Source organism: Microbacterium sp. NPDC056057 (genome assembly GCF_042266945.1).
Taxonomy (GTDB): domain Bacteria; phylum Actinomycetota; class Actinomycetes; order Actinomycetales; family Microbacteriaceae; genus Microbacterium; species Microbacterium trichothecenolyticum_C.
In genome coordinates, this window is sequence record NZ_JBHJWS010000001.1 from 79,277 (window position 1) to 100,933 (window position 21,657).

A 21,657-nucleotide genomic window follows, 5' to 3' on the forward strand; every position below is an offset into this window, starting at 1 on the left:
CCGCGGATCGATCCCCCTCTGTCCGAGCGCTCGGGTCTGTTGTAAGGTGCCGCCAACAGACCCGGTGCGTGGGACACCGAGGGATTCACATGGGGGAATCATGGCTGTACGGATCGGGTATGCCGCTGGGGCTTTCGACCTCTTTCACGTCGGACACCTCAACATCCTTCGACATGCGAAGGAGAACTGCGACTTCCTGATCGCCGGCGTCGTCAGCGACGAGATGCTCAGACTCGTGAAGCACGTCGAGCCCGTCATCCCGACGGCGGAGCGCGTCGAGATCGTCCGGAGCATCACGTACGTCGATGACGTCCACATCGAGGATGTCCCCGACAAGCTCGAGACGTGGCGACAGCTGCACTTCACGCACTTCTTCAAGGGCGACGACTGGCGCGGCACGAAGAAGGGGGCACGACTCGAAAGGGAGTTCGCGGCGGTGGGCGTCGAAGTCGTGTACTTCCCGTACACGGTGCACACGTCCAGCACCGCCCTGCGGCACGCCCTCGAGCTGATGGCCGCGTCGCACCCGCATGATGAGACGCTCACCGACGGACTCATCGCCACGAACGGCTGAGACCGCGACGGATGCCTCGGGCCGAGGCATCCGCTTCCCTACAGCTCGCCGGGCTGGACGGCCTCGCGGTCGAGGTCCTCGACGAAGCGGCGGGCGGGGCTGACCTCGGCGCCGGCCTTGCGGGGCGCGTAGACGACCAGCGAGTGGAAGAGGAAGCGGACGAAGAACGCGACGACGAGGGTGATCGCCGTCGCCACGACCGCTGAGATGTGCCCGGTCGAGACCATCATCGCGACGATCGGGATGCGGATCACAGCCTCGGCGTTGTTGAACGTGAACGACTTCGCGAAGCGTAGCCAGACGCCGGAGGCGCTCTCGCGCATGTCCTGGAAGACGAAGCGCTCCTGCAGCAGGAAGTTGCCGATGATCGTCACCTCGGCGGCGACGATCGCGGCGACGATGTAGTCGACGCCCCAGTGGGTGAGCGCCCAGACGATCGCGACGTTGGCCACGGCGCCGAGCCCGCCGATCACGGCGAACAGCGACATCTTGCCGAAGCGCAGCGCGGTCAGCTGCGTGAGGAAGTGCAGTCCCTGACGCACCGACGCCTTCGATTCGCCCGCATGGCGGTCCGCGAAGTCGAAGGGGATCTCGGCCACGCGCATCGGGCGGCGCGCGAGGATCTCGAGCAGGATCTTGAAGCCGCGCGGGCGCAGCTGCTCGGCGTCGATCGTGCGGCGATCCACGAGGAAGAACCCCGTCATCGGGTCGGAGACATCCTTCAGCCGGATGGGGAACATCGCGCGCGTCACCGCCGTCGACGCCTTCGAGACCATCACCCGCGTGCGGTCCGCGAGTCCGCCGGCGGTGCCTCCGCCGGCATAGCGCGAGGCGATCACGACATCCACGTCGCCGCGCGAGTAACGGTGCCAGAGCTCAGGGATCTCTTCGGGCGGATGCTGCAGATCGGCGTCCATGACGAGGCAGGCGTTCGCCTCGGCCGCGGCGAACCCCTCCATGACCGCTCCCCCGAGACCGCCGACGGGTCGGTTCCGGTGGATCAGCCGGACCGGCAGGGAAGCGGATGCGGCGACCTCGCGGATCACGTCGGGGGTGGCATCGGTGCTGTCGTCGACGAAGATGATCTCGGCGTCGAGACGGTTCTGGACCGCGGCGGTGATACGCCGGACGAGCTCCGCGATATTCGGAGCCTCGTTGTACGTCGGAACCACGATCGACAACAGCATCGCGGGCTATCCTCCCATGCGCCGGCGAATCCGACTCGGGCGGTTCAGCAGACGCATGGGAGACCCTCGGTCAACGCACGGCGGCGAATCGCCCCTCGACACGCGTGCGCAACCCGAGGATGCTGGGCGAAAACCCTCGCCGACCCCCCGGAGGCTGCCATGCCCGCACGTCCGTCCCATCGCCCGTCGACGAGGATCGCGAGATCGATCGCCCTCGGCTCGCTCGCCACCGGACTCATCGTCGCCTCGCTCGCCGGCGCCGCCGGGGCGAACGCGGCACCCGGCGGCACGCCCGGCCCCCGCTACGCACCGGGGTCGGAGGGCGCGGGCGACCCGTACTTCCCGTTCGCCGGCAACGGCGGCATCGACGTCCAGCACTACGCCCTCGATCTCGACTACACGCCGCCGGCGCCCGCGCCCGCTCCCTTGGAAGGGCACCTGGCGGGGGTGGCGACCATCGACCTGGTCGCGACGGCCGACATCGACCGCTTCAACCTGGACCTGCGGGGGCTCACCGCGTCGTCGGTCGTGGTGAACGGAAAGAGCATGGCGTTCACGCAGGGCGCTGGAGAGCTCGTCGTCACCCCCCGCCCGAAGCTCAAGACCGGGCAGTCCGCGACGGTGGTCGTGACCTACGGCGGCACCACCGGTCGTCCGACCGACATCGAGGACGCCCTCTACGGGTGGGTGACCACGCGCGACGGTGCGATGGTGGTGAGTGAGCCCGACGGCTCGTCGACCTGGTTCCCGGTGAGCGACCACCCGACCGACAAGGCGACCTACTCGTACGAGATCACCGTGCCCGAAGGGCGCGTCGCCGTCGCCAACGGACTCCTCGAGGGATCGGAGACCGCAGACGGCAGAACCACGTGGCGTTGGAACGCGCCCGACCCGATGGCCGCGTACCTCGCGACCGCGACGGTCGGCGACTTCCGGCTCGAGCAGTACACGGCCGCGAACGGGACGCCGATCATCGACGCGATCGACAAGTCGCGGCAGCCGGCCCAGTACGCGAACCTCGCCAGGACCAGCGACATGCTCACCTTCTTCGAGGGCCTGTATGGCGACTATCCCTTCGTCTCGTACGGCGCCATCGTCGACAACGACTCCGTGTCGTACGCGCTCGAGACGCAGACCCGGTCGTTCTTCTCGAGCTCGGCGGGGCTGGGCACCGTCGCCCACGAGCTCGCACACCAGTGGATGGGCAACCAGGTGAGCCCGGGCCGCTGGGCCGACATCTGGCTCAACGAGGGCTGGGCTACCTATTCCGAGTGGATGTGGACCGAGCACAACGGCGGTCAGACCGCCGACGCACGGTTCAACGCGCTGATGAGCTCGAGTTCGCAGGCCGCGTGGAACACCGTGCTCGCCGACCCGGGCCCGTTCGGCCTGTTCGGCACGCCGGTGTACAACCGCGGCGCGGCGCTGCTGCACGCGCTGCGCGAGAAGGTCGGCGACGAGGTGTTCTTCGACATCGCGAAGCAATGGGTCGCACGCTTCGGCGGCGGAACCGCGACCACCGCAGACTTCATCGCACTCTCGGAAGAGGTCTCCCATCAGGACCTCACCACGTTCTTCGACGTGTGGGCCTATCAGCCGCCGAAGCCGACGAGCTGGTGACGATCCTGGGTGGGCGCCGCGTGCGGCGCCCACCCAGGATCCATCCCTGAGAATGGAATGGTGACTTCCCCGGCTTCCTCCCCCTCCACCATCACGATGTTCGGCGCCGACTGGTGCCGCGACTGCATCCGCACCAAGAAGCAGTTCGACGAGCTCGGCATCTCGTACACCTACGTCGACCTCGTCGCCGACCCCGCCGCCGCGGACGTCGCCCGCGACATCTCGGGCCGCACCAACATCCCTGTCGTCGTGTACCCGGATGCCTCGCACCACGTCGAGCCGTCGAACGCCGACGTCGAGTCGAAGCTGCGGGAGCTCTCCCTCATCTGAGGTCTGGTTCGACCCGGTTCGCGGTCGGGTCTGACGCGGCGGACCCCCGCCGAATTAGGCTGAGGCCGTGAGCGTCGAACGCAATACCCGGGCGATCGAGGGATCCGTCGTCACCGACTTCGAGGACCGCATGAGCTATGGCGGCTATCTCGATCTCGCCACCCTGCTGTCGGCCCAGCGGCCGCTGAGCAACCCCGAGCACCACGACGAGCTGCTGTTCATCGTGCAGCACCAGACCACGGAGCTGTGGCTGAAGCTCGTGCTGCACGAACTCGGCGCCGCGTGCCGGCTGCTGCGCGAGGACCAGCTGGCCCCCGCACTCAAGTGCATCGCGCGCGTCAAGCACATCCAGAAGACCCTCACCGAGCAGTGGTCGGTGCTCGCGACGCTGACGCCCGCCGAGTACGGGCAGTTCCGCGGCGTGCTGGGCAACGCCAGCGGATTCCAATCGGCGCAGTACCGCGCCGTCGAGTTCACGCTCGGCAACAAGAACGCCGCCATGCTGCGGGTGTTCGCCTCCGACCCCGCCGCCCACGCCCTCGTCGCGGCGGCGCTCGAGGCGCCGAGCCTCTACGACGAGTTCCTCGCGATGCTCGCCCGCTCGGGCTACCCGATCCCCGCCGAGGTGCTCGACCGCGATGTCACGAAGGCGTGGACGTACACTCCGGAGCTCGTACCGGTGCTCACCGAGATCTACCGCGACCCGGAGGCGCACTGGGCGGCCTACGAGACGTGCGAGGAGCTCGTCGACCTCGAGGACAACTTCCAGCTCTGGCGCTTCCGCCATCTCAAGACGGTCGAGCGCATCATCGGCCTGAAGACGGGCACCGGCGGTTCGAGCGGCGTGCCGTTCCTGCAGCGCGCGCTGGACCTCACGTTCTTCCCCGAGCTGTACGCCGTGCGGACGGAGCTGTGATGTCGCACGATCCCGACGCCCTGCGCGAACTCCTCGGTGCCGATGCGACTCTCTGCCGCCGGGCGATCACCGGCGAGCACGGTGTCTCGCTGCCCCCGTTCACCGACCACCACGTGCACCTGCACCTCATCGACGAGAGCGGTCTGGCCGCAGGCGGCATCGCCGGCGTCGTCGATCTCGGCGGCGACCCGGTGGCGCTGGCACGGCGGGGGAACCACAGCATTCCGCGCGTGACTTATGCCGGCGCGTTCCTCACCGCGGTCGGCGGATACCCGGTCGGCCGGCCCTGGGCACCCGCGGAGATCGCGCGCGAGATCGCGGATGCGTCGACCCACCCCGGCGTCGCCGGCGGCGCGGCGACCGCGGTCGACGAGCAGGCGTCCTTCGGGGCATCCGTCATCAAGGCGTCGCTCAACAGCGTCGCGGGTCCCGTGCTCGACGCGCAGGCGCTGGCCGCGATCGTGGAGGTCGCGCGTGAGCGCGGGCTGCCCGTCGTCGCACATGCGGAGGGCGAAGGGATGCCGCAGCTCGCGCTCGACGCGGGCGTCGACGGTTTCGCGCACACGCCGTTCACCGAGTTCGTCGGACGCCACTTCACCGCGCACGCGGTCGCCGCCGGCCAGGTGTGGATCTCGACCCTCGCGATCCACCGCGAAGACGACGAGGCGGCCGAGTTCGCGCGGGTGAACCTCGCGGGCTTCGCCGCCGCGGGCGGACGCGTGCTCTACGGCACGGACCTCGGCAACGGCGAGCAGCCGGTGGGCGTCAACCCCGATGAGGTCGCGGCGCTCGACCGCGCGGGAGTCCGCGGTGCGGCGCTCATCTCGGCGCTGGCCGATCCGTGGCCGCTCCCCGACCCGCCCTCGGGTGTCTGCACCTTCGTCCCCGGCCCCCCGCCGAAGGCACTCGACGAGGTCGCCGAGTGGCTGCGGGGCGCGACCGTCGTCCCGACCGAGGAGCTGATCCATGACGACCACTGACCCGACGGAGGCGCCGGTGGCGGAGCGACTCGAGGACGAGGCATCCGTTCTCGACGCCGCCGACCCGTTGCGCGCGCACCGCGACGCATTCGTCGGAGCCGAGACGTCCCTCGCGTACTTCGACGGCAACTCGCTCGGGCGCCCCCTGCGCGCGAGCGTCGAGCGGCTCGCCGCGTTCGCCCGGGACGAGTGGGGCGGGCGCCTCATCCGCGGCTGGGACGAGTCGTGGATGCAGCTGCCCTTCGACATCGGCGACGCCGTCGGCCGCGCGGCGATCGGCGCCGCGGCGGGCCAGACGGTGATCGGCGACTCCACCACGGTGCTGCTGTACAAGCTGCTGCGGGCGGCGTTCGACGCCGCCGTCGCCGCGGATCCGGCACGCGTCGAGATCGTCGTCGACCGCGACAACTTCCCCACCGACCGCTACCTGGTCGAGGGCATCGCCGCGGAACGCGGCGGGCGCATCAGGTGGATCGACGTCGACCTCGACGGCGGTGTGTCCGCTGACGCGCTCCGCGCGGCGGTCGGCCCCGAGACGGCGGTCGTGCTCCTGTCGCACGTCGCGTACCGGTCGGGATATCTGACGGATGCCGCGGCCCTCACCCGCATCGCGCACGACGCGGGCGCGCTCATCCTCTGGGATCTGTGCCACTCCGCCGGCTCCGTGCCGGTCGAGGCCGACGCGTGGGGATTCGACCTCGCGGTGGGCTGCACCTACAAGTACCTCAACGGCGGTCCCGGTTCGCCGGCTTTCGCCTACGTCGCCGCACGGCTGCAGGATCGGCTCGCACAGCCCATCCAGGGGTGGATGGGCACGGCCGACGTCTTCGCGATGGGCCCGGAGTACCGCCCGGCCGACGGCATGCGGCGCTTCCTGTCGGGCACACCGCCCATCGTCGGCATGCTCGCGATGCAGGACACCCTCGACCTGCTCGAAGGGGTCGGCATCGAGGCCGTGCGCGCCAAGTCGGTCGCACTCACGGAGTTCGCCGTGCGCGTGGCCGACGAACTGCTCGCTCCACTCGAGGTCACGGTCGCCTCGCCGCGGAACCCCGCCGAGCGCGGCGGACACGTGACGCTGTCGCACCCGTCGATGCGCGCGGTCACGGCCCGCCTGTGGACGCAGGACGTGATCCCCGACTACCGCGACCCCGGCGGCCTCCGCATCGGCCTCTCGCCGCTCTCGACGTCGTTCGCCGAGACCCTCGCCGGACTCCGGGCGGTCGAGGCCGCCGTCCGCGCCGAGTCCTGACCGCGGGCCGGTGTCCACAGGGGAACCGATCGACCGACACGGCTGACCTACACTGGCGCGATGAGCAATGAGGCTCCGCCGGCGACTGGGGTTCCGGCATCCACCTCCGCCCGTCTCAGCCGGGGCACGATCGCGCGGTACGCGACCGGCTCGCTCGGCACGGGCGGCTTCGCGACCCTGCCCGGCCTGGTGCTGACCTACTACCTCACCGACTCGCTCGGAGTCGCCGCGCTCGCGGCCGGCGCGGTCATCACGGTCGCGAAGGTGTGGGACGTCGTCATCGATCCGGTCATCGGGGCACTCACTGACCGCGACCTCGCCCGCCACGGCAGCCGCCGGCGCCTGATGCTGATCGGCGCGCTCGCGCTGCCGGTGCTGTTCGCGCTGACGTTCGCGGTGCCGCCGTCGCTCGGGCCTGTGGTCGCCGGCATCTGGGTGCTGCTCGCGTTCACGCTCACGGCGACGGCGTTCAGCCTCTTCCAGGTGCCCTACATCGCGCTTCCCGCCGAGCTCACGCCGCGCTACGACGAGCGCACGCGGCTGCTGACATGGCGCGTGGTCGTGCTCACGCTCGCGATCCTGCTGTTCGGCGCCGGGGGGCCGGCGCTGCGTCGCGTGTCGGAGGACCCGTTCGTCCAATACCTCGTGATGGGCGTGGTCTGCGGTGTGGTCATCGGACTGGGGATGCTGGTGGCGACGGGCGTGGCCAAGCGCGCAGCCGGGCCCACGCGCCCGGAGGCTCCGGCCGCCGCCCCCCAGCAGATCCGCGAGAGTGCACCTGGTCGCCGAGAGGCAGGGAACGAACCAGCGTCTCGGCGACCAGCTGTACTCTCGCCGGAGGACGGAGCGACGGATGCGCCGGCCGCCGGGATGCGGGCGCACTTCGCCGAGGGGATCGGTGCACTCAGGCGCAGCAGGGCGTTCCGGTTGCTGCTGGGCACGTTCGTGCTGCAGGCGCTGGCCACCGGGCTGATGCTCGCCGGCGCGCAGTACGTCGCGACCTGGGTGCTGCACTCGCAGGCCGCGGTCGAGCTGCTGTTCGTCGCGCTGATCGCCCCGGCACTGCTCGCCGCCCCCGCGTGGGGGGTGGTCGCGCGCCGCATCGGCAAGGAGCGCGCGTTCACGATCGCGAGCGTCGTCTTCGCGATCGCGGCGCTGTCGATCCTCGGCATGCTGTGGGCGCCGGGCGACTGGATCTACGTGCCGGTCGGCATCGCGGGCATCGCGTACGCCGGCATGCAGTCGCTCCCGATGGCGATGCTCCCCGACGTCATCTCGCACGACGAGCGCACGCACGGACCCGGCCGCGCCGGATCGTTCAGCGGCGTCTGGACCGCAGGAGAAACGGTGGGCTTCGCGCTCGGCGCGACGACGCTCGCGGTGATCCTGGCGGTGACGGGATACGTCTCGTCGACGGGCACGCAGGTGGTGGAGCAGCCGGATGCCGCGATCACGGGCATCGTCGTGAGCTTCAGCCTCGCGCCGGCCGTGCTGATCGCGCTGAGCCTGCTCACGCTCGCCCGCTACCCGCTGCGCCGCGCCGACATCGACCGCCACGACACCGAGTCGCAGCCCACCTGAGACCGAGTGCCGTCGCACAGGCACGGTGACATAGGATGCCCGGTGACGGACTCACGAGCGGGAGTCGCCGCGAGTTCGAAGGAGAACACATGTCCCCCACCTCGTCCGCGACGCCGGCGAAGCCGCGCAAGGCGCCGGCGAAGCGCACGCCGAAGTCCGACCTTCCGGCTGACGAGCGCGCGGCGCTCGACGCCGACATCGATCGGCTCGAAGCGGGCGCGAAGGTGTGGGTCGCGCTCACCCTCGACCAGCGGGCCCGCCTGCTCGGCCGCGTCCGCGACGCCGTCGGCGTCGTCGCACAGGAGTGGGCCGACGCCGCGACGATGTCGAAGGGCCTGGAGCCGGGGCATCCGCTGTCGGGCGAAGAGTGGCTCGGGGGGCCCTACGCCATCATCGGACTGCTCGACGCGCTGCGCGAGACGCTCGAGGCGCTCGCGAAGGGCCGCAGCCCGCTCGACGGCGTCACGCTCGACGAGGCTCCTGGCGGGCGCCTGCGCGCGAACACCTTCCCCCTGAACGGCACCGAGAAGTTCCTGCTGTCGGGCTTCACCGGCGAGGTCTGGTTCGAGCCGGGCGTCTCCGCGATCGAGGCGACCCGCGCGGCGGGCCTCGCCCAGCTGACCCCGACCGTGTCGGGTGGCGTCGGCCTCGTGCTGGGCGCAGGCAACGTGAGCTCCATCCCCGTCGCCGACGTGCTGTACGAACTCTTCGCGCACAATCGCGTGGCGCTGCTCAAGGTCAACCCGACGCAGGACGCGCTCGTGCCGGTGTTCGAGCGCGCACTCGCCCCGCTGATCGAGCCCGGCTTCGTGCGCATCGTGCGCGGCGGGGCCGCGACCGGCGCCTACCTGACCTCGCACCCGCGCTTCGCGCACGTGCACATCACCGGCTCGGCGGTCACATTCGACGCGATCGTGTGGGGCACCGGAAGGGATGCTGCGGCAGCACGCGCGTCGGGAAGCCCGAAGCTGCAGGTTCCGATCACCGCCGAGCTCGGCGGCGTCTCGCCCATCATCGTGGTGCCGGGAAGGTGGTCGGCGGCGGACCTGAAGTATCAGGCCGAGCACGTCGCGACCATGCGCCTCGTGAACGCCGGGCACAACTGCATCGCCGGCCAGGTCGTCATCGTGAGCTCCGACTGGCCGCAGCGCGCCGAGTTCCTGCGGGAGCTGCATACGGCGTACGACGCAGCGCCGGAGCGCCCGGTCTGGTACCCCCGCAGCGAAGAGCGGCTGGAGGCCGCAGCATCCGCGTATCCCGATGCCGTGTGGAGCGCCGACCGCACGCGCGCGATCGTCGAGGCCGGCGAGGGCGACGACTCGGTCGAGACGGTCGAGTACTTCGCGCCGATCCTCGGGGTCGCCCTGGTGGGCGGCACCGGCCAGGAGTTCCTCGACGCCGCGGTGGCGCACGCGAACGACAGGCTCACCGGCACGCTCGGCGCCAACGTGATCATCGACCCGGCCACCGAGGAGGCGCTGGGCGAAGGGTTCGAGCGCGCGCTCGCCGACCTGCGTTACGGCGACATCGCGATCAACACGTGGACGGCCTTCAACTTCCTCACCGCACGCCTCACATGGGGCGGCTTCCCCGGAGCGACGCTCGACGACGTGTCGAGCGGCATCGGCGTCGTGCACAACGCCCTGCTGCTGGACCGCGTCGAGCGGTCGGTCGCCCGTGGCCCGTTCCGCCCGTTCCCGCGTTCGGTCGGCAAGGGCGTGTTCACGATCCTGCCGACGCCGCCGTGGTTCGTGAGTTCGCGCACCGGCGCCGAGGTCAGCGCCGGGCTCACGCGGTATCTCGTCGACGGGAAGCTTCCCGGGCTCGTGAAGACTCTGACCAAGGCCATGCAGGCGTGACCGCCGACTTCGGCTCCGACGGGCTCGAGGCCGATTACATCGTCGTCGGCGCGGGCTCGGCCGGCGCGGCGCTCGCGGCCCGGCTGAGCGAGGACCCGAATGTCTCAGTGCTGCTGCTCGAGGCCGGCGGCCCCGACAAGGCGCTCGAGCTGCACGTGCCCGCCGCCTTCTCGAAGCTGTTCCGCGGCGCCTATGACTGGAACTACGACACCGTTCCGCAACCGGGCCTCGAGGGCCGCACCGTGTACTGGCCGCGCGGCAAGACCCTGGGCGGATCGTCGTCGCTCAATGCGATGATGTGGGTGCGCGGCTTCGCCGCCGACTACGACGAATGGGCGGATGCCGCCGGCCCGACGTGGTCGTGGGACGCGCTGGTCCCCTACTTCCAGCGCGTGGAGCGCACGTCCGACCCGGTGGATGCGACCCAGGGCGCGCACGGCCCCCAAGCCGTCGAGCACCAGCGCGACCCGCGGCCGCACACGGCCGCGTTCCTGGCGGCGGCGCGCGAGGCGGGGCATCCTGTCACTCCCGCGAATCTGCCCGAGGGCCAGGGGTTCTCGCAGACGATGGTGAGCGAGCACCGCGGCGCGCGCGCGTCGACGGCCGATGCGTACTTGCGTCCCGCGAAGGGCCGGCGCAACCTGCGGGTGACGACGGGTGCGCACGTGCGCCGGATCACGTTCACCGCTGCCGAGGAGGACGGCGAGCCCCGCGCCACCGGCGCGTACGTCGACATCGACGGGATCACGCGCCACGTGCGCGCCCGGCGCGAGATCGTGCTGTCGGGCGGCGCGGTGAACACGCCCCAGGTGCTCATGCTGAGCGGCATCGGCCCTGCCGCGCATCTCGCCGAGCACGGCATCGAGGTCGTCGTGGACGCCCCCGATGTCGGGGCGAACCTGCAGGACCACCTCGTGGCGGGCCTCGCCCCGGCCGCGAAGGGCGGGACGCTGTACGACGCCGAGAAGCCCGCCGAGCTCGCGAGGTACCTCACCGCTCGAAGGGGCATGCTGACCTCCAACGTCGCCGAGGCCTACGGGTTCGTGCGCACCGAGGTCGCCGAGCGCACGGGCGCGCCGGCGGGACTCCCCGACATCGAGATCATCTTCGCGCCCGTCCCGTACGTCGGCGAGGGCCTGGTGCCGACGCCGGCGCACGGGCTGACGGTGGGTGCGATCCTCCTGCGCCCGCGCAGCCGGGGCACGATCCGGCTCGCGTCGTCCGACCCGTCGGCGGCGCCGCTCATCGACCCCGCGTACCTGTCGGATCCCGAGGGCGTCGACGCCGAGACGATGCTCGCGGGGCTCGCCGAGTGCGAGCGCCTCATCGACACCGAGGCGCTCCGCGCCCTCACGACCGGCGGCTGGGTGCAGCCCGACGGCGGGGAGCGCATGACACCGGCCGAACGCGCGGAGCTGTCTCTCCGCCGCTACTCGCACACCCTGTATCACCCGGTCGGCACGGCGCGGATGGGGACGGACGCCGCGTCCGTCGTCGACCCCGAGCTGCGCGTCCGCGGGGTCGCCGGACTCCGCGTGGCCGACGCATCCGTCATGCCCACGGTGATCCGCGGCCACACCAACGCCCCCGCGATCGTGATCGGCGAGGTGGCCGCCGACCTCATCCTCGGCCGCCGAGTCTGACGGTGTCGGCCGGGCTCTGGGCCGCGGGCTGGGGTGGCGCAACACGCCGGGTCGCAGCGGCGATGCCGCGTGTCGTGACCCCCGAACGCGACCGCGCCGCCTCGGGTGGCGCAACACGCGGGGTCCTGCGGGCCGGCCCGCGCGTCGTGACACCTGAACCCGCCACCGTGCACCTGACCTGCCGGGGCACCCTGCCCCGCGGCATCGCGACCCCGCCGCCTCGGGTGGCGCAACACGCGGGGTCCTGCGGGCCGGCCCGCGCGTTGTGACACCTGAGCCGCGCGTCAGCGGAGCGATGCCGGCACCGCGGTCTCGGGGAGGGGGAGCGGCGTGCCGCCGGCGAACATGCGGCGGACCAACGGCAGCGCGGCGCGCGAGAACATCACGCGGGTCAGCGCCCGCGACGTCGCCGCCTCGAGCCGGGTCGCCGGGACCATCCGCTTGATGCCGCCACCCGGGATCTCCTTCCCCTTCTCGGCGAACGGCGCGATGTCGGCCGAGTACGCGCGCAACGCCCCGGGCGCATCGCCGGGCGTCGCCGCGAGCCGCGCCGCCAGCAGGTACGCGCCGATGAGCGCGACGGCGGTCCCCTGTCCCGTCATCGGCGAGCCGCACGACGCGGCGTCCCCGAGCAGCACCACCCGGCCGTTCGCGACGTCGCGCACGTCGATGCGCACCAGCTCGTCGAAGTACAGATCGGATGCCTCGCCCAGCGCTTTGAGCACTGCCGGGGCGTGCCATCCGGCACCGGCGATGCGCTCACGGATCAGCGACTCCTGCGCGGCTCGGTCGCCACGCAGTGCGGGGTCGCGGTCCATGCGGAACGTGAGGATCGCCTTGGAGGTCGCCGGATCGCGGTCGGGCCGGATGCCGAAGGTCGCTCCGGGCACGAACCGCATCGCGAACCAGTTCTCTTCGAGGTCGGCGGGCGTCGGCATCGTGAAGAACGCGGCGTAGCCGCCGAGGTAGGTCGCGAACTGCTCCTCCGGCCCGAAGGCGAGCCGCCGAGTGAGGGAGTGCACGCCGTCGGCGCCGACGACGACGTCGAATCGTTCGGGTCCGGCGTGCTCGAACCGGACGTCGACGCCGGTCTCGTCCTGAGCGAGTGCCGTGAGACGGTCGCCGTACCGGACGTCGAGCAGCCCGGGTGACTCGTCGGAGGCGGCGCGCAGCGCGTCGAGCAGCACCTGCGCGAGGTCACCGCGCGCGATCTCGATCTCGGCGACCGCACCCTCCCCGTCGAAGTCCGCCATCGACATGCGGCCGAAGACCCTGCCCTCGCCGTCGACATACGACATGCCTTCCTCGCGTACGCGGAGGCGACCGATTCCGGGCATGATGCCCATGCGCTCGGCGACCTCGCGACTCGCACCGCGCAGGTCGACCGCCTGCCCGCCGGGACGCGGGGCCGCCGCCCGCTCCACGACGGTGGTGCGGATACCCGACCGCACGAGTTGCAGGGCGAGGGCGAGACCGGCGATCCCGGCACCGGACACGAGGACGTGAGGCGTCCCGTCGAAGTTGTCCATGAGGCATCCCATCTCTTAGACGTTTGTATGAGACGTATGTCTAACAGATGGGTTGCACGTTTGTCTAGCACGTTCGTCTAAGACGGATCGGTACCATGGCCCCATGGGCAATCGCGAAGATCTCCTGGCCGGCGCACGACAAGTGATCCTCGAGCGCGGCGTCGCCAAGGCCACCGCACGAGACATCGCCGCTGCCGCGGGCGTGAGCCTCGCCGCGATCGGCTACCACTTCGGCTCGAAGGACGAGCTCATCAGCGCCGCGCTCACCGAATCCCTCGGCAGCGGCATCGGCGACGCGATGGAAGCCATCGTCGACGAGACGGCCGCGCTCCCCCTGATCGACGGCTTCGCCACGCTCTTCGACCGCATGCCCGAGATCTTCGCGGCCAACCGCGAGGCCCTGGTCGCGAGCCTCGAGAACTCCGTCCGCGTGTCGCGCGACGCCGGCGCGAGCCGTGCGCTGGCGGATGCCACCGAGCAGGCGCACCTCGGCATCGTCGAGGTGCTGCGCTCCGCGCGCCCCGACCTCGGCGCCGCTGACCTCGATGCGATCGCCAAGCTCGAGTTCGTCCTCGTGCAGAGCCTCGGCCTGCTGTGGATCATCAGCCCGGATTCCCTGCCGACCGGCGACGAGCTCGCCCGCGCGGTCGCGGCGATCGCCGGGGATGGCGCGGGCGCTGCCCAGACCCGGCCCTCCTCCACCCCGTAAACAGGTCAACCGCGGTTCCACAGGACGGGCCCCCGCGCACGCGTCCTGCAGAAGCCCGGTTGACCTGTCGGGGGATGGGGGGATGGATGCTTCGAGCCCGGCCGCGGCGCGTACACAACGAAGACGCCCCGCCGCGGCGAGCGGGGGCCTCGAGCAAACGTGACTCGGCTCGCGATCCCCGCATACCCCGTCAACAGGTCAACCGCGGTTCCACAGGACCGATCTCCGCGCTCGTGTCCCGCGGAAGCCCGGTTGACCTGTTGGGGGATGGGGGGATGGATGCTGCGACCCCCGGCCGCGGCGCGTACACAACGAAGACGCCCCGCCGCGGGGAGCGACGGGGCGTCTGGGAAGCGTGCGCTGGGGGTCAGCGGCCGCCGCGGCGGTTGGTGCCGTTGGGGCGGACGACCGAGCCGACCATGAGCTTGCCGGAGCCGCCCGACGAGGCGCGACGGCCCGGGGTGCGGGGGTTGCCGGTGGGCTGGGCCGAACGCGAGTGGCCCGCGCTCTGGTCGTGACGCTGGTGCGAAGCCTTGTCGTGCGTGGTGGCGGCGTCGCGACGCTGGCCGCCGGCGGCCTGCTGGCGGCCGGTACCCTGCGCCGAACCACCCTGACCCGAACCGCCGCGGCGACGGCCGCCGCCGGAGCGGCCCGCGGTGGCGGCAGCATCCGTCTCACGTGCGTCGCGCGCAGCGCGCTTGCGCTGGGCGTTCGCGCCCTGGCTGGTGCCGCGCGGCATCTCGGCCACGGGGACCGGCTTGACGTACGGGGCGACCTTGCCGACGAGCTCGACCACCTCAGGCGAGGTCGCCGTGACGGCGACAGGCTCGACGGAGATGGCCGCCTTTCGCAGGAGCTGCGACACGTCGCGGCGCTGCTCGGGGAGCACGAGGGTGACCACTGCACCCTCGGCGCCGGCGCGAGCCGTGCGGCCGGAGCGGTGCAGGTACGCCTTGTGCTCCATCGGCGGGTCGACGTGGATGACGAGCTCGACGTCGTCGACGTGCACGCCGCGGGCCGCGACATCCGTCGCCACGAGCACCTTGACGGCGCCGGACGAGAACGCCGCGAGGTTGCGGTCGCGCGCGGCCTGCGACAGGTTGCCGTGCAGGTCGACGGCCGGGATGCCCTGCCCGGTGAGCTGCTTCGCGAGCTTCTTCGCCTGGTGCTTGGTGCGCATGAACAGGATGCGGCGACCCATGCCCGAGGCGAGGGCCTTGACGACGTCCTTCTTGGCGTCGGCGTCGGCCAGCGTGAAGACGTGGTGCGTCATCGCGGCGACGGGCGAGTGCGCCTCGTCGACGGAGTGCAGCACCTCGTTCTGCAGGAAGCGGTTCACGAGCTTGTCGACCCCGTTGTCGAGGGTCGCGCTGAACAGCAGGCGCTGGCCGCCGGACGGCGTCGCGTTGAGGATGCGCGTGACACCCGGCAGGAAGCCGAGGTCGGCCATGTGGTCGGCCTCGTCGATGACGGTCACCTCGACGGCGTCGAGGTGCACGAAGCCCTGCTTCATGAGGTCTTCGAGACGCCCCGGGCAGGCGACGACGATGTCGACGCCGGCGTTGAGCGCGTTCACCTGACGGTTCTGGTTCACGCCGCCGAAGATCGTGGTGGTCGTGAGGCCGTAAGCCTTGGCGAGCGGCGCGAGGGTCGCGTCGATCTGCGTCGCCAGCTCGCGGGTCGGCGCGAGCACGAGGCCGAGCGGACGGCCCTTGCGGCGGGTGCCGCCGGCGAGCTTACCGCCGAGGCGCGCGGCCATCGGGATCGAGAAGGCCAGGGTCTTGCCCGAGCCGGTCTTGCCGCGGCCCAGCACGTCGCGGCCGGCGAGCGTGTCGGGGAGCGTGTCGACCTGGATCGGGAACGCGGTGGTCTTGCCGCCCGCGGCGAGCGCGTCGACAAGGGGCTGCGGCACGCCGAGCGCGCCGAACGAGGTTTCGGTCATGAGGAGAGTTCTCTGGGCACGCGGGTGCCCTGTCGGTGGCCGGGGCGGATTTCGCCCACGGGTCGCCGTACGAAAGATGTCAGCGCGGTTCTTCGGATCGGGGTCCGGATGCCGGCGCGAGGGAAGCGTTCTACGACGCGAGAAGCGCAAGAATGCGCTGCAAGGGTTTCCACCCTACCAGTGGGTGGCTGGGCGTTCCCCGGCGCGGTCAGAGGTCGGCGGTGTCCTTGCGCTTCTTCGACCGCTTGCGGCTGCGTTCCCGGCGGAGTTCCGGCTCGGCGTGCGGCACGGCCTCGGGATCAGGGTCGCCCTCAGGGTCGTCGGCCTCGCGGTCGGCCTCGGGCACGGAGGACTCCCCTTCCGGCTCCGGCTCGTCGGACTTGTCCGTCGCCGACTCGGACTCGTCTGACTCGTCCGTCTGCTCCCCCTCAGGGTCGCCCGACTCAGACACGTCCTCGGACTCCGCGTCGGCTTCGTCATCGTCAGGCCCGTCGGCCGGCGCCTCCGGCTGCTCCGCGGGCGCCTCCGACTCGTCCACCGAATCCTCGGCCCCCTCCGCAGGCGCTTCCGCCTCCTCCGCAGGCGCCTCCGCCTCCTCCGCAGGCGCCTCCGCCTCCTCCGCAGGCGCTTCCGCGTCCTCCGGCGCCCGCTCCGCGAATCGGTCGGTCGCGGCGCGGAGCGCGGACGCGATGCCCGGCTCGGACGCGGCGTGCGCAGCATCCGGGATCATCACGAAGTCGGCCTCGGGCCACGCGCGGTGGAGATCCCACGCGGTCATGGCAGGGGTGCAGACGTCGTAGCGGCCCTGCACGATGACGGCGGGGATGTCGCGGATGCGGCCGACGTTCGCGATCAACTGCTCGGGCTCGAACCAGCCGCCATGAAGGAAGTAGTGGTTCTCGATGCGCGCGAACGCCACCGCCGCGCGCGGTTCCGTCATCGCCTCGATGAGCTCGGCGTCGGGGAGCAGCGTGAGGTTCGCGGCCTCCCAGCGCGACCACGCGACCGCTGCCGGAACATGCACGGCGGGGTCGGGATCCGAGAGGCGGCGATGGTAGGCCTGCATGAGCTGCGAGCGTTCGAGGATCGGGATGGGGGCGATGAAGTCCTCCCACAGATCCGGGACGATGGATGCTGCGCCCCCCTCGTAGAACCACTCCAGCTCGTGGCGGCGCAGGGTGAAGATGCCGCGCAGCACGATTTCGGTGACGGCCTGCGGGTGTGCTTCGGCGTAGGCGAGTGCGAGCGCGCTCCCCCACGAGCCGCCGAACACCTGCCACCTCTCGATGCCGAGGTTCTTGCGCAGCAGCTCGATGTCGGCGACGAGGTGCCACGTCGTGTTGTGGCGGAGGTCGGCGTCGGGCTCGCTCGCGTGCGGAGTGGAACGGCCGCAGCCCCGCTGGTCGAGCAGGATGATGCGGTACCGCTCGGGGTCGAAGAATCGGCGGTGCCAGGGCGACGTGCCGGCGCCCGGACCGCCGTGGAGGAACACCACCGGCTTGCCCTCGGGGTTTCCGCTCTGCTCGTATGCGATGCGGTTGCCCTCGCCGGCGATGAGTGTGCCGGTGTCGTAGGGCTCGATGGGCGGATAGAGGATGTCGGCGAGGTGTTCGTTCATAGGCTTCCCCCCGGAACGGCGAAGGTGTCGCACGCGGAGGGACCGTTCCGGTAGCCGGTCTCGAACCAGCCCTGTCGCTGCTCGCTCGAGCCGTGGGTCCAGGATTCGGGGTTCACGGCGCCCCCGGACTCCTGCTGGATGTGATCGTCGCCCACAGCGCCGGCCGCGTTGATCGCGTCGGCGATCTGCTGCTGGGTGGGCTCCTTCAGATACGGTACGCCGTTCTCGTCGCGCTGGTCGGTCATGTCGCCGACCCACGCGCCCGCGAAGCAGTCCGCCTGCAGCTCGGTCCGCACGCCGTTGCTGTCGGGACCGGTGCCGTTGTCGGGGTGCTCGTTCATGATGCCGGTGATGCTCTGCACATGGTGCCCGTACTCGTGGGCGAGGACGTAGAGCTGGGCGAGGTCGCCCGCGGAGGCATCGAACTGCTGACGCAGCAGCCCGAAGAACGTCGGGTCGATGTAGACCTTCTCCTCGGGCGGGCAATAGAACGGGCCGGTCTGGTTGGATGCCGTCCCGCAGGCGGTGTCGGTCTGCTGATCGACGATGATCAGCTGCGGTGCACGGTAGCCCTGCACCTGCGACCCCCAGTACTGATCGAGAACGACGCTGCCGGCAGCGAGGCGGCACTCGTCGTTGGCGTTCGCGTCGGCACCCGTCTCGCACTGCTGGATCTCGGACTCCTGACCGGATCCGACCTGCGGCTGCGAGGGGATGACGCTCGACAGATCTTGTCCGGTGAACAGCTGGAACAGGATCACCGCGATCGCGCCGAGACCGGCGATGCCGCCGCCCGCCACCGCTATGCCCCCGCCTCGACGCCTCGCCGTGTTCCCCCCGACGTTGGCGTTCTCATTGAACGTCATGCCGTCACGGTACCCCGACAGTCCGATCCTCAGCAGGAACCATTCCCGAATCGCCAGGAATGAGTACAATGCCGCCGGTCTAGGCTCAGGGGCATGGCGAGCGAACCCACGACCGTGACCATCACCGGCGGCGGAGGCCAGATCGGCTACGCCCTGATGTTCCGCATCGCAGCGGGCGACATGCTCGGCCCGGATCGTCCGGTTCGGCTGCGCCTGCTCGAGATCCCCCAGGGCATGCGCGCGGCCGAGGGCGCGGCGCTCGAGCTGCAGGACTGCGCGTTCCCGCTGCTGGCCGACGTCGACGTCACCGACGACCCGCTCACGGCCTTCAACGGCACCCGCATCGCGATGCTCGTGGGCGCGCGGCCGCGCACCGCCGGCATGGAGCGTGGCGACCTGCTCGCCGCGAACGCCGGCATCTTCGGGCCGCAGGGCAACGCGATCGGCGCGGTGGCCGACGACAGCGTGCGTGTCGTCGTGGTGGGCAACCCCGCGAACACGAATGCGCTCATCGCGGCAGCATCCGCTTCGCCCGACATCCCGTCCGAGCGCTTCACCGCCCTCACGCGCCTCGACCACAACCGCGCCGTCGGCCAGCTCGCCGAGGCGCTCGGCGTCGCTCCCGGCGACATCGCCGACGTCGTGATCTGGGGAAACCACTCGGCGACCCAGTTCCCCGATGTGTCGCACGCGATCCTGCCCGACGGGATCCCGGTGCTGGAGGCCCTGGCCGAGCGCCTCGGCGGCCTGGCTGCCGCGACGGCATGGCTCGACGACGTCTTCATCCCGCGCGTCGCGAAGCGCGGCGCCGAGATCATCGAGGTGCGCAGGTCGTCGTCGGTGGCCTCCGCGGCGAACGCCGCCATCGATCACGTGCGCGACGAGCAGCTCGGCACCCGCCGCGGCATGACCTCGGCGGCGGTCGTCTCACGTGGCGAGTACGGGGTGCCCGAGGGGCTGGTGTGCTCGTTCCCGGTCACGTCGCGCGGCCACGACCACGGCTATCGCGTCGTCGAGGGACTCGCCCTCGACGATCGTGCACGCGCCAGGGTCGCGGCATCCGTCGACGAACTCGTCGCGGAGCGCGACGCCGTCCGGGCGCTCGGCGTGCTCTGACGCGCTCGACGGTTCGCCGGAGGACGGGACGGGCCCGGCAATAGGCTCTGAGTCGTGGAAGCCCTGATCGTCGTCATCATCGCGATCGTGGTGATCGCCCTCGCGACGGCGGTCGCACCCAAGCTCGGGATCGCGGGGCCGCTGATCCTCGTGCTCGTCGGCGGCGCGGTGAGCCTGCTGCCGTTCCTCGAGATCCCCGAGATCAACCCCGAGTTCATCCTCGTCGGCGTGCTGCCGCCGCTGCTGTACTCGGCGGCCGTCTCGCTCCCCGCGATCGAGTTCCGCCGTGACTTCGGACCGATCGCCGGCCTGTCGTTCCTCCTCGTCATCCTGAGCTCCGTGCTGCTCGGGTTCTTCTTCATGGCCGTGATCCCCGGCATCCATCCGGCCGTCGCCGTCGCCCTCGGGGCGATCCTCAGTCCCACGGATGCTGTGGCCACCTCCATCGTCAAACGCCTGGGTGTGTCGCGCCGCGTGGTGACGATGCTCGAGGGCGAGAGCCTGCTCAACGACGCGACGGCGCTGGTGCTGCTGCGGACCATGATCGCCTCGGTCGGACTCGCCACCGGCGTCAGCGGCGACACCCGTATCGGGTTCGGGTTCATCCCGGCGTTCGCGTGGGGAGTCGTCGTCGCGGTCGTGGTGGGCGCGATCGTCGGGTGGCTCAACCTGCGACTGCGGTCGCTCATCAAGAATTCCGCGGCGAACACCGCGATCGGCTTCGTGGTGCCCTTCATCGCGTACATCCCCACCGAGGAGCTCGGCGGATCCGGCCTCGTCGCCGCGGTGGTCGCGGGCATCGTGACCGGCCAGGGTGCGGCCCGGTGGTTCACACCCGAGCAGCGACGGTCCGACGAGCACAACTGGCACACCATCGAGCTCGTGCTCGAGGGCGCGGTCTTCCTCATCATGGGGCTCGAGCTCAGCGACATCGTCGAGCAGAACGTCGAGCAGCACAACGGCCTCGGCACCGGGCTCGGGATCGCGCTCGGCGCGCTGGCGATCATCATCGCGGCGCGCGCCGGGTACGTCTCGCTGCTGGTGTGGCTGCAGAGCCGACGCGCCCGCGGGCGGCAGCGCACGCGCCTCGAGGCAATGAACACCAGACTCGACCAGATCGCCGACGGCTCGGTCGTGCCGGACCCGCGATATCGCGGCCGTCGCGGCGAGACCTCGTTCGACGACCCGCGTGCGCAGCGGCGCCTTTCGTCGATGCGGTCTCGCGTCTCGCGGGCGCTCAGCGACCTCGATTACTACCAGGCGTCGCCGCTCGGCTGGAAGCACGGCGCGATCATCGTGTGGGCCGGCATGCGCGGCGTCGTGACGCTCGCCGCGGCCCAGACGATCTCGAGCGACGTCACCGACGACCGCGCGCTGCTGGTGTTCATCGCGTTCGCGGTCGCTGTGGGCAGCCTCATGCTGCAGGGCTTCACGCTGCCGTGGCTCGTCAGGGCGCTGCGGCTCGAACGGCCGGGCGACGACAGCCTCGACAAGGCCGAGCAGTCGGCACTCGACGACGAGCTGCGCGATGCCGCGATCGGCGCGCTGTCGAGCCCCGCGCTGCGCCGCCGCGACGGGTCCGCGTTCGACGACGAGCTCGTCGAACGGATCGGCAGCCGCATGGTCGACCCGCCCGACGACGCCGACGGGCTCCCGACCCGCGACCTGCTGGAGCTGCGGCTCGCGATGATCGAGGCGATGCGCGGGCGCCTGAACGAGCTGTCGTCGGGCGGCGAGTACTCGACGCCCGCCCTGCGCCACGCCCTGGCCGAGCTCGACGCCGACCAGCTCAGCCTCGAGCTGCGCCTCGACGACGAAGAGGACTGAGCGCGGCCCCTCCGCGACCGCTGCAGTTCCCGGCACCTGTTGCGTCGCGCGACGCAGCATGTGCCGGAAAGTGCAGCACTTGCCTCCGGAGGGCACCTCGTCGCCAGG

At 71.2% G+C, this 21,657-nt stretch carries 16 protein-coding genes and 1 pseudogene; 12 read left to right on the plus strand and 5 right to left on the minus strand.

From position 1 onward, the window contains the following. The first annotated feature begins 100 nt into the window (after positions 1-100). Entirely contained in the window at positions 101-574 is a 474-nt protein-coding gene (locus tag ACFC1K_RS00340) for an adenylyltransferase/cytidyltransferase family protein (protein WP_310292758.1), read from the plus strand. A gap of 38 nt (positions 575-612) precedes the next feature. Here the strand turns inward: ACFC1K_RS00340 and ACFC1K_RS00345 are convergent, their stop codons facing one another. Further along, complete coding sequence (locus ACFC1K_RS00345) at positions 613-1,761, minus strand: glycosyltransferase (protein ID WP_375869955.1); 1,149 nt, start codon at positions 1,759-1,761, stop codon at positions 613-615. A gap of 159 nt (positions 1,762-1,920) precedes the next feature. Here ACFC1K_RS00345 and ACFC1K_RS00350 point away from each other — a divergent pair, with 159 nt between their 5' ends. From ACFC1K_RS00350 to ACFC1K_RS00385, 8 genes are all read left to right on the plus strand, one after another. Further along, the gene (locus tag ACFC1K_RS00350) at positions 1,921-3,381 is read left to right on the plus strand and encodes a M1 family metallopeptidase (protein WP_375869956.1); all 1,461 of its coding nucleotides are present in this window, start codon (positions 1,921-1,923) and stop codon (positions 3,379-3,381) included. A gap of 57 nt (positions 3,382-3,438) precedes the next feature. Beyond that, a complete protein-coding gene (locus ACFC1K_RS00355; protein ID WP_375869957.1) occupies positions 3,439-3,711 on the plus strand; it encodes a glutaredoxin domain-containing protein in 273 nt (90 codons plus the stop codon). Between the two features lie 67 nt (positions 3,712-3,778). Beyond that, on the plus strand, positions 3,779-4,627 hold the full coding sequence (gene kynA, locus ACFC1K_RS00360) for a tryptophan 2,3-dioxygenase (RefSeq protein ID WP_375869958.1): 849 nt from the start codon (positions 3,779-3,781) through the stop codon (positions 4,625-4,627). Beyond that, a complete protein-coding gene (locus ACFC1K_RS00365; RefSeq protein WP_375869959.1) occupies positions 4,627-5,607 on the plus strand; it encodes a hypothetical protein in 981 nt (326 codons plus the stop codon). Before kynA ends, ACFC1K_RS00365 begins: the two co-directional genes overlap by 1 nt. Beyond that, complete coding sequence (locus ACFC1K_RS00370) at positions 5,594-6,859, plus strand: kynureninase (protein WP_375869960.1); 1,266 nt, start codon at positions 5,594-5,596, stop codon at positions 6,857-6,859. Before ACFC1K_RS00365 ends, ACFC1K_RS00370 begins: the two co-directional genes overlap by 14 nt. A gap of 60 nt (positions 6,860-6,919) precedes the next feature. Continuing rightward, on the plus strand, positions 6,920-8,440 hold the full coding sequence (locus ACFC1K_RS00375; protein ID WP_375869961.1) for an MFS transporter: 1,521 nt from the start codon (positions 6,920-6,922) through the stop codon (positions 8,438-8,440). An 89-nt stretch (positions 8,441-8,529) separates the two neighbouring features. Next, the gene (locus ACFC1K_RS00380; protein ID WP_375869962.1) at positions 8,530-10,299 is read left to right on the plus strand and encodes an aldehyde dehydrogenase family protein; all 1,770 of its coding nucleotides are present in this window, start codon (positions 8,530-8,532) and stop codon (positions 10,297-10,299) included. Then, complete coding sequence (locus tag ACFC1K_RS00385; RefSeq protein ID WP_375869963.1) at positions 10,296-11,942, plus strand: GMC family oxidoreductase; 1,647 nt, start codon at positions 10,296-10,298, stop codon at positions 11,940-11,942. The genes ACFC1K_RS00380 and ACFC1K_RS00385 overlap by 4 nt, the downstream gene beginning before the upstream one ends. 284 nt (positions 11,943-12,226) lie before the next feature. On the opposite strand, the gene ACFC1K_RS00390 is transcribed toward ACFC1K_RS00385, so the two are convergent. Next, positions 12,227-13,471, minus strand: coding sequence for an FAD-dependent monooxygenase (locus tag ACFC1K_RS00390; RefSeq protein WP_375869964.1), 1,245 nt, complete (start codon positions 13,469-13,471; stop codon positions 12,227-12,229). 103 nt (positions 13,472-13,574) lie between these two features. Here ACFC1K_RS00390 and ACFC1K_RS00395 point away from each other — a divergent pair, with 103 nt between their 5' ends. Continuing rightward, the gene (locus ACFC1K_RS00395; RefSeq protein ID WP_310287611.1) at positions 13,575-14,180 is read left to right on the plus strand and encodes a TetR family transcriptional regulator; all 606 of its coding nucleotides are present in this window, start codon (positions 13,575-13,577) and stop codon (positions 14,178-14,180) included. A gap of 367 nt (positions 14,181-14,547) precedes the next feature. On the opposite strand, the gene ACFC1K_RS00400 is transcribed toward ACFC1K_RS00395, so the two are convergent. The 3 genes and pseudogenes from ACFC1K_RS00400 to ACFC1K_RS00410 all read right to left on the minus strand — a co-directional run bounded on the left by ACFC1K_RS00400 (position 14,548) and on the right by ACFC1K_RS00410 (position 18,606). Then, the gene (locus ACFC1K_RS00400; protein WP_375869965.1) at positions 14,548-16,122 is read right to left on the minus strand and encodes a DEAD/DEAH box helicase; all 1,575 of its coding nucleotides are present in this window, start codon (positions 16,120-16,122) and stop codon (positions 14,548-14,550) included. A 643-nt stretch (positions 16,123-16,765) separates the two neighbouring features. Beyond that, positions 16,766-17,740: pseudogene (gene pip, locus ACFC1K_RS00405) on the minus strand (prolyl aminopeptidase); the annotation flags it as partial. Then, on the minus strand, positions 17,737-18,606 hold the full coding sequence (locus tag ACFC1K_RS00410; protein ID WP_375869966.1) for a neutral zinc metallopeptidase: 870 nt from the start codon (positions 18,604-18,606) through the stop codon (positions 17,737-17,739). The gene ACFC1K_RS00410 and the pseudogene pip, both read right to left, overlap by 4 nt. Positions 18,607-18,699: 93 nt before the next feature. Here ACFC1K_RS00410 and ACFC1K_RS00415 point away from each other — a divergent pair, with 93 nt between their 5' ends. Beyond that, positions 18,700-19,722: a malate dehydrogenase gene (locus ACFC1K_RS00415; protein WP_375869967.1), complete on the plus strand. Its 1,023-nt coding sequence runs from the start codon at positions 18,700-18,702 to the stop codon at positions 19,720-19,722. Between the two features lie 54 nt (positions 19,723-19,776). Beyond that, complete coding sequence (locus ACFC1K_RS00420; RefSeq protein WP_375869968.1) at positions 19,777-21,549, plus strand: cation:proton antiporter; 1,773 nt, start codon at positions 19,777-19,779, stop codon at positions 21,547-21,549. Positions 21,550-21,657 lie beyond the last annotated feature (108 nt).

What these genes read in the sequence shown, in the direction of transcription:
- ACFC1K_RS00340 (WP_310292758.1), top strand. Translation starts at nt 101, where the DNA reads ATGGCTGTACGGATCGGGTATGCCGCTGGGGCTTTCGACCTCTTTCAC.
- ACFC1K_RS00345 (WP_375869955.1), bottom strand. Translation starts at nt 1,761, where the DNA reads ATGCTGTTGTCGATCGTGGTTCCGACGTACAACGAGGCTCCGAATATC.
- ACFC1K_RS00350 (WP_375869956.1), top strand. Translation starts at nt 1,921, where the DNA reads ATGCCCGCACGTCCGTCCCATCGCCCGTCGACGAGGATCGCGAGATCG.
- ACFC1K_RS00355 (WP_375869957.1), top strand. Translation starts at nt 3,439, where the DNA reads ATGGTGACTTCCCCGGCTTCCTCCCCCTCCACCATCACGATGTTCGGC.
- ACFC1K_RS00365 (WP_375869959.1), top strand. Translation starts at nt 4,627, where the DNA reads ATGTCGCACGATCCCGACGCCCTGCGCGAACTCCTCGGTGCCGATGCG.
- ACFC1K_RS00370 (WP_375869960.1), top strand. Translation starts at nt 5,594, where the DNA reads ATGACGACCACTGACCCGACGGAGGCGCCGGTGGCGGAGCGACTCGAG.
- ACFC1K_RS00375 (WP_375869961.1), top strand. Translation starts at nt 6,920, where the DNA reads ATGAGCAATGAGGCTCCGCCGGCGACTGGGGTTCCGGCATCCACCTCC.
- ACFC1K_RS00380 (WP_375869962.1), top strand. Translation starts at nt 8,530, where the DNA reads ATGTCCCCCACCTCGTCCGCGACGCCGGCGAAGCCGCGCAAGGCGCCG.
- ACFC1K_RS00390 (WP_375869964.1), bottom strand. Translation starts at nt 13,471, where the DNA reads ATGGACAACTTCGACGGGACGCCTCACGTCCTCGTGTCCGGTGCCGGG.
- ACFC1K_RS00395 (WP_310287611.1), top strand. Translation starts at nt 13,575, where the DNA reads ATGGGCAATCGCGAAGATCTCCTGGCCGGCGCACGACAAGTGATCCTC.
- ACFC1K_RS00400 (WP_375869965.1), bottom strand. Translation starts at nt 16,122, where the DNA reads ATGACCGAAACCTCGTTCGGCGCGCTCGGCGTGCCGCAGCCCCTTGTC.
- ACFC1K_RS00410 (WP_375869966.1), bottom strand. Translation starts at nt 18,606, where the DNA reads ATGACGTTCAATGAGAACGCCAACGTCGGGGGGAACACGGCGAGGCGT.
- ACFC1K_RS00415 (WP_375869967.1), top strand. Translation starts at nt 18,700, where the DNA reads ATGGCGAGCGAACCCACGACCGTGACCATCACCGGCGGCGGAGGCCAG.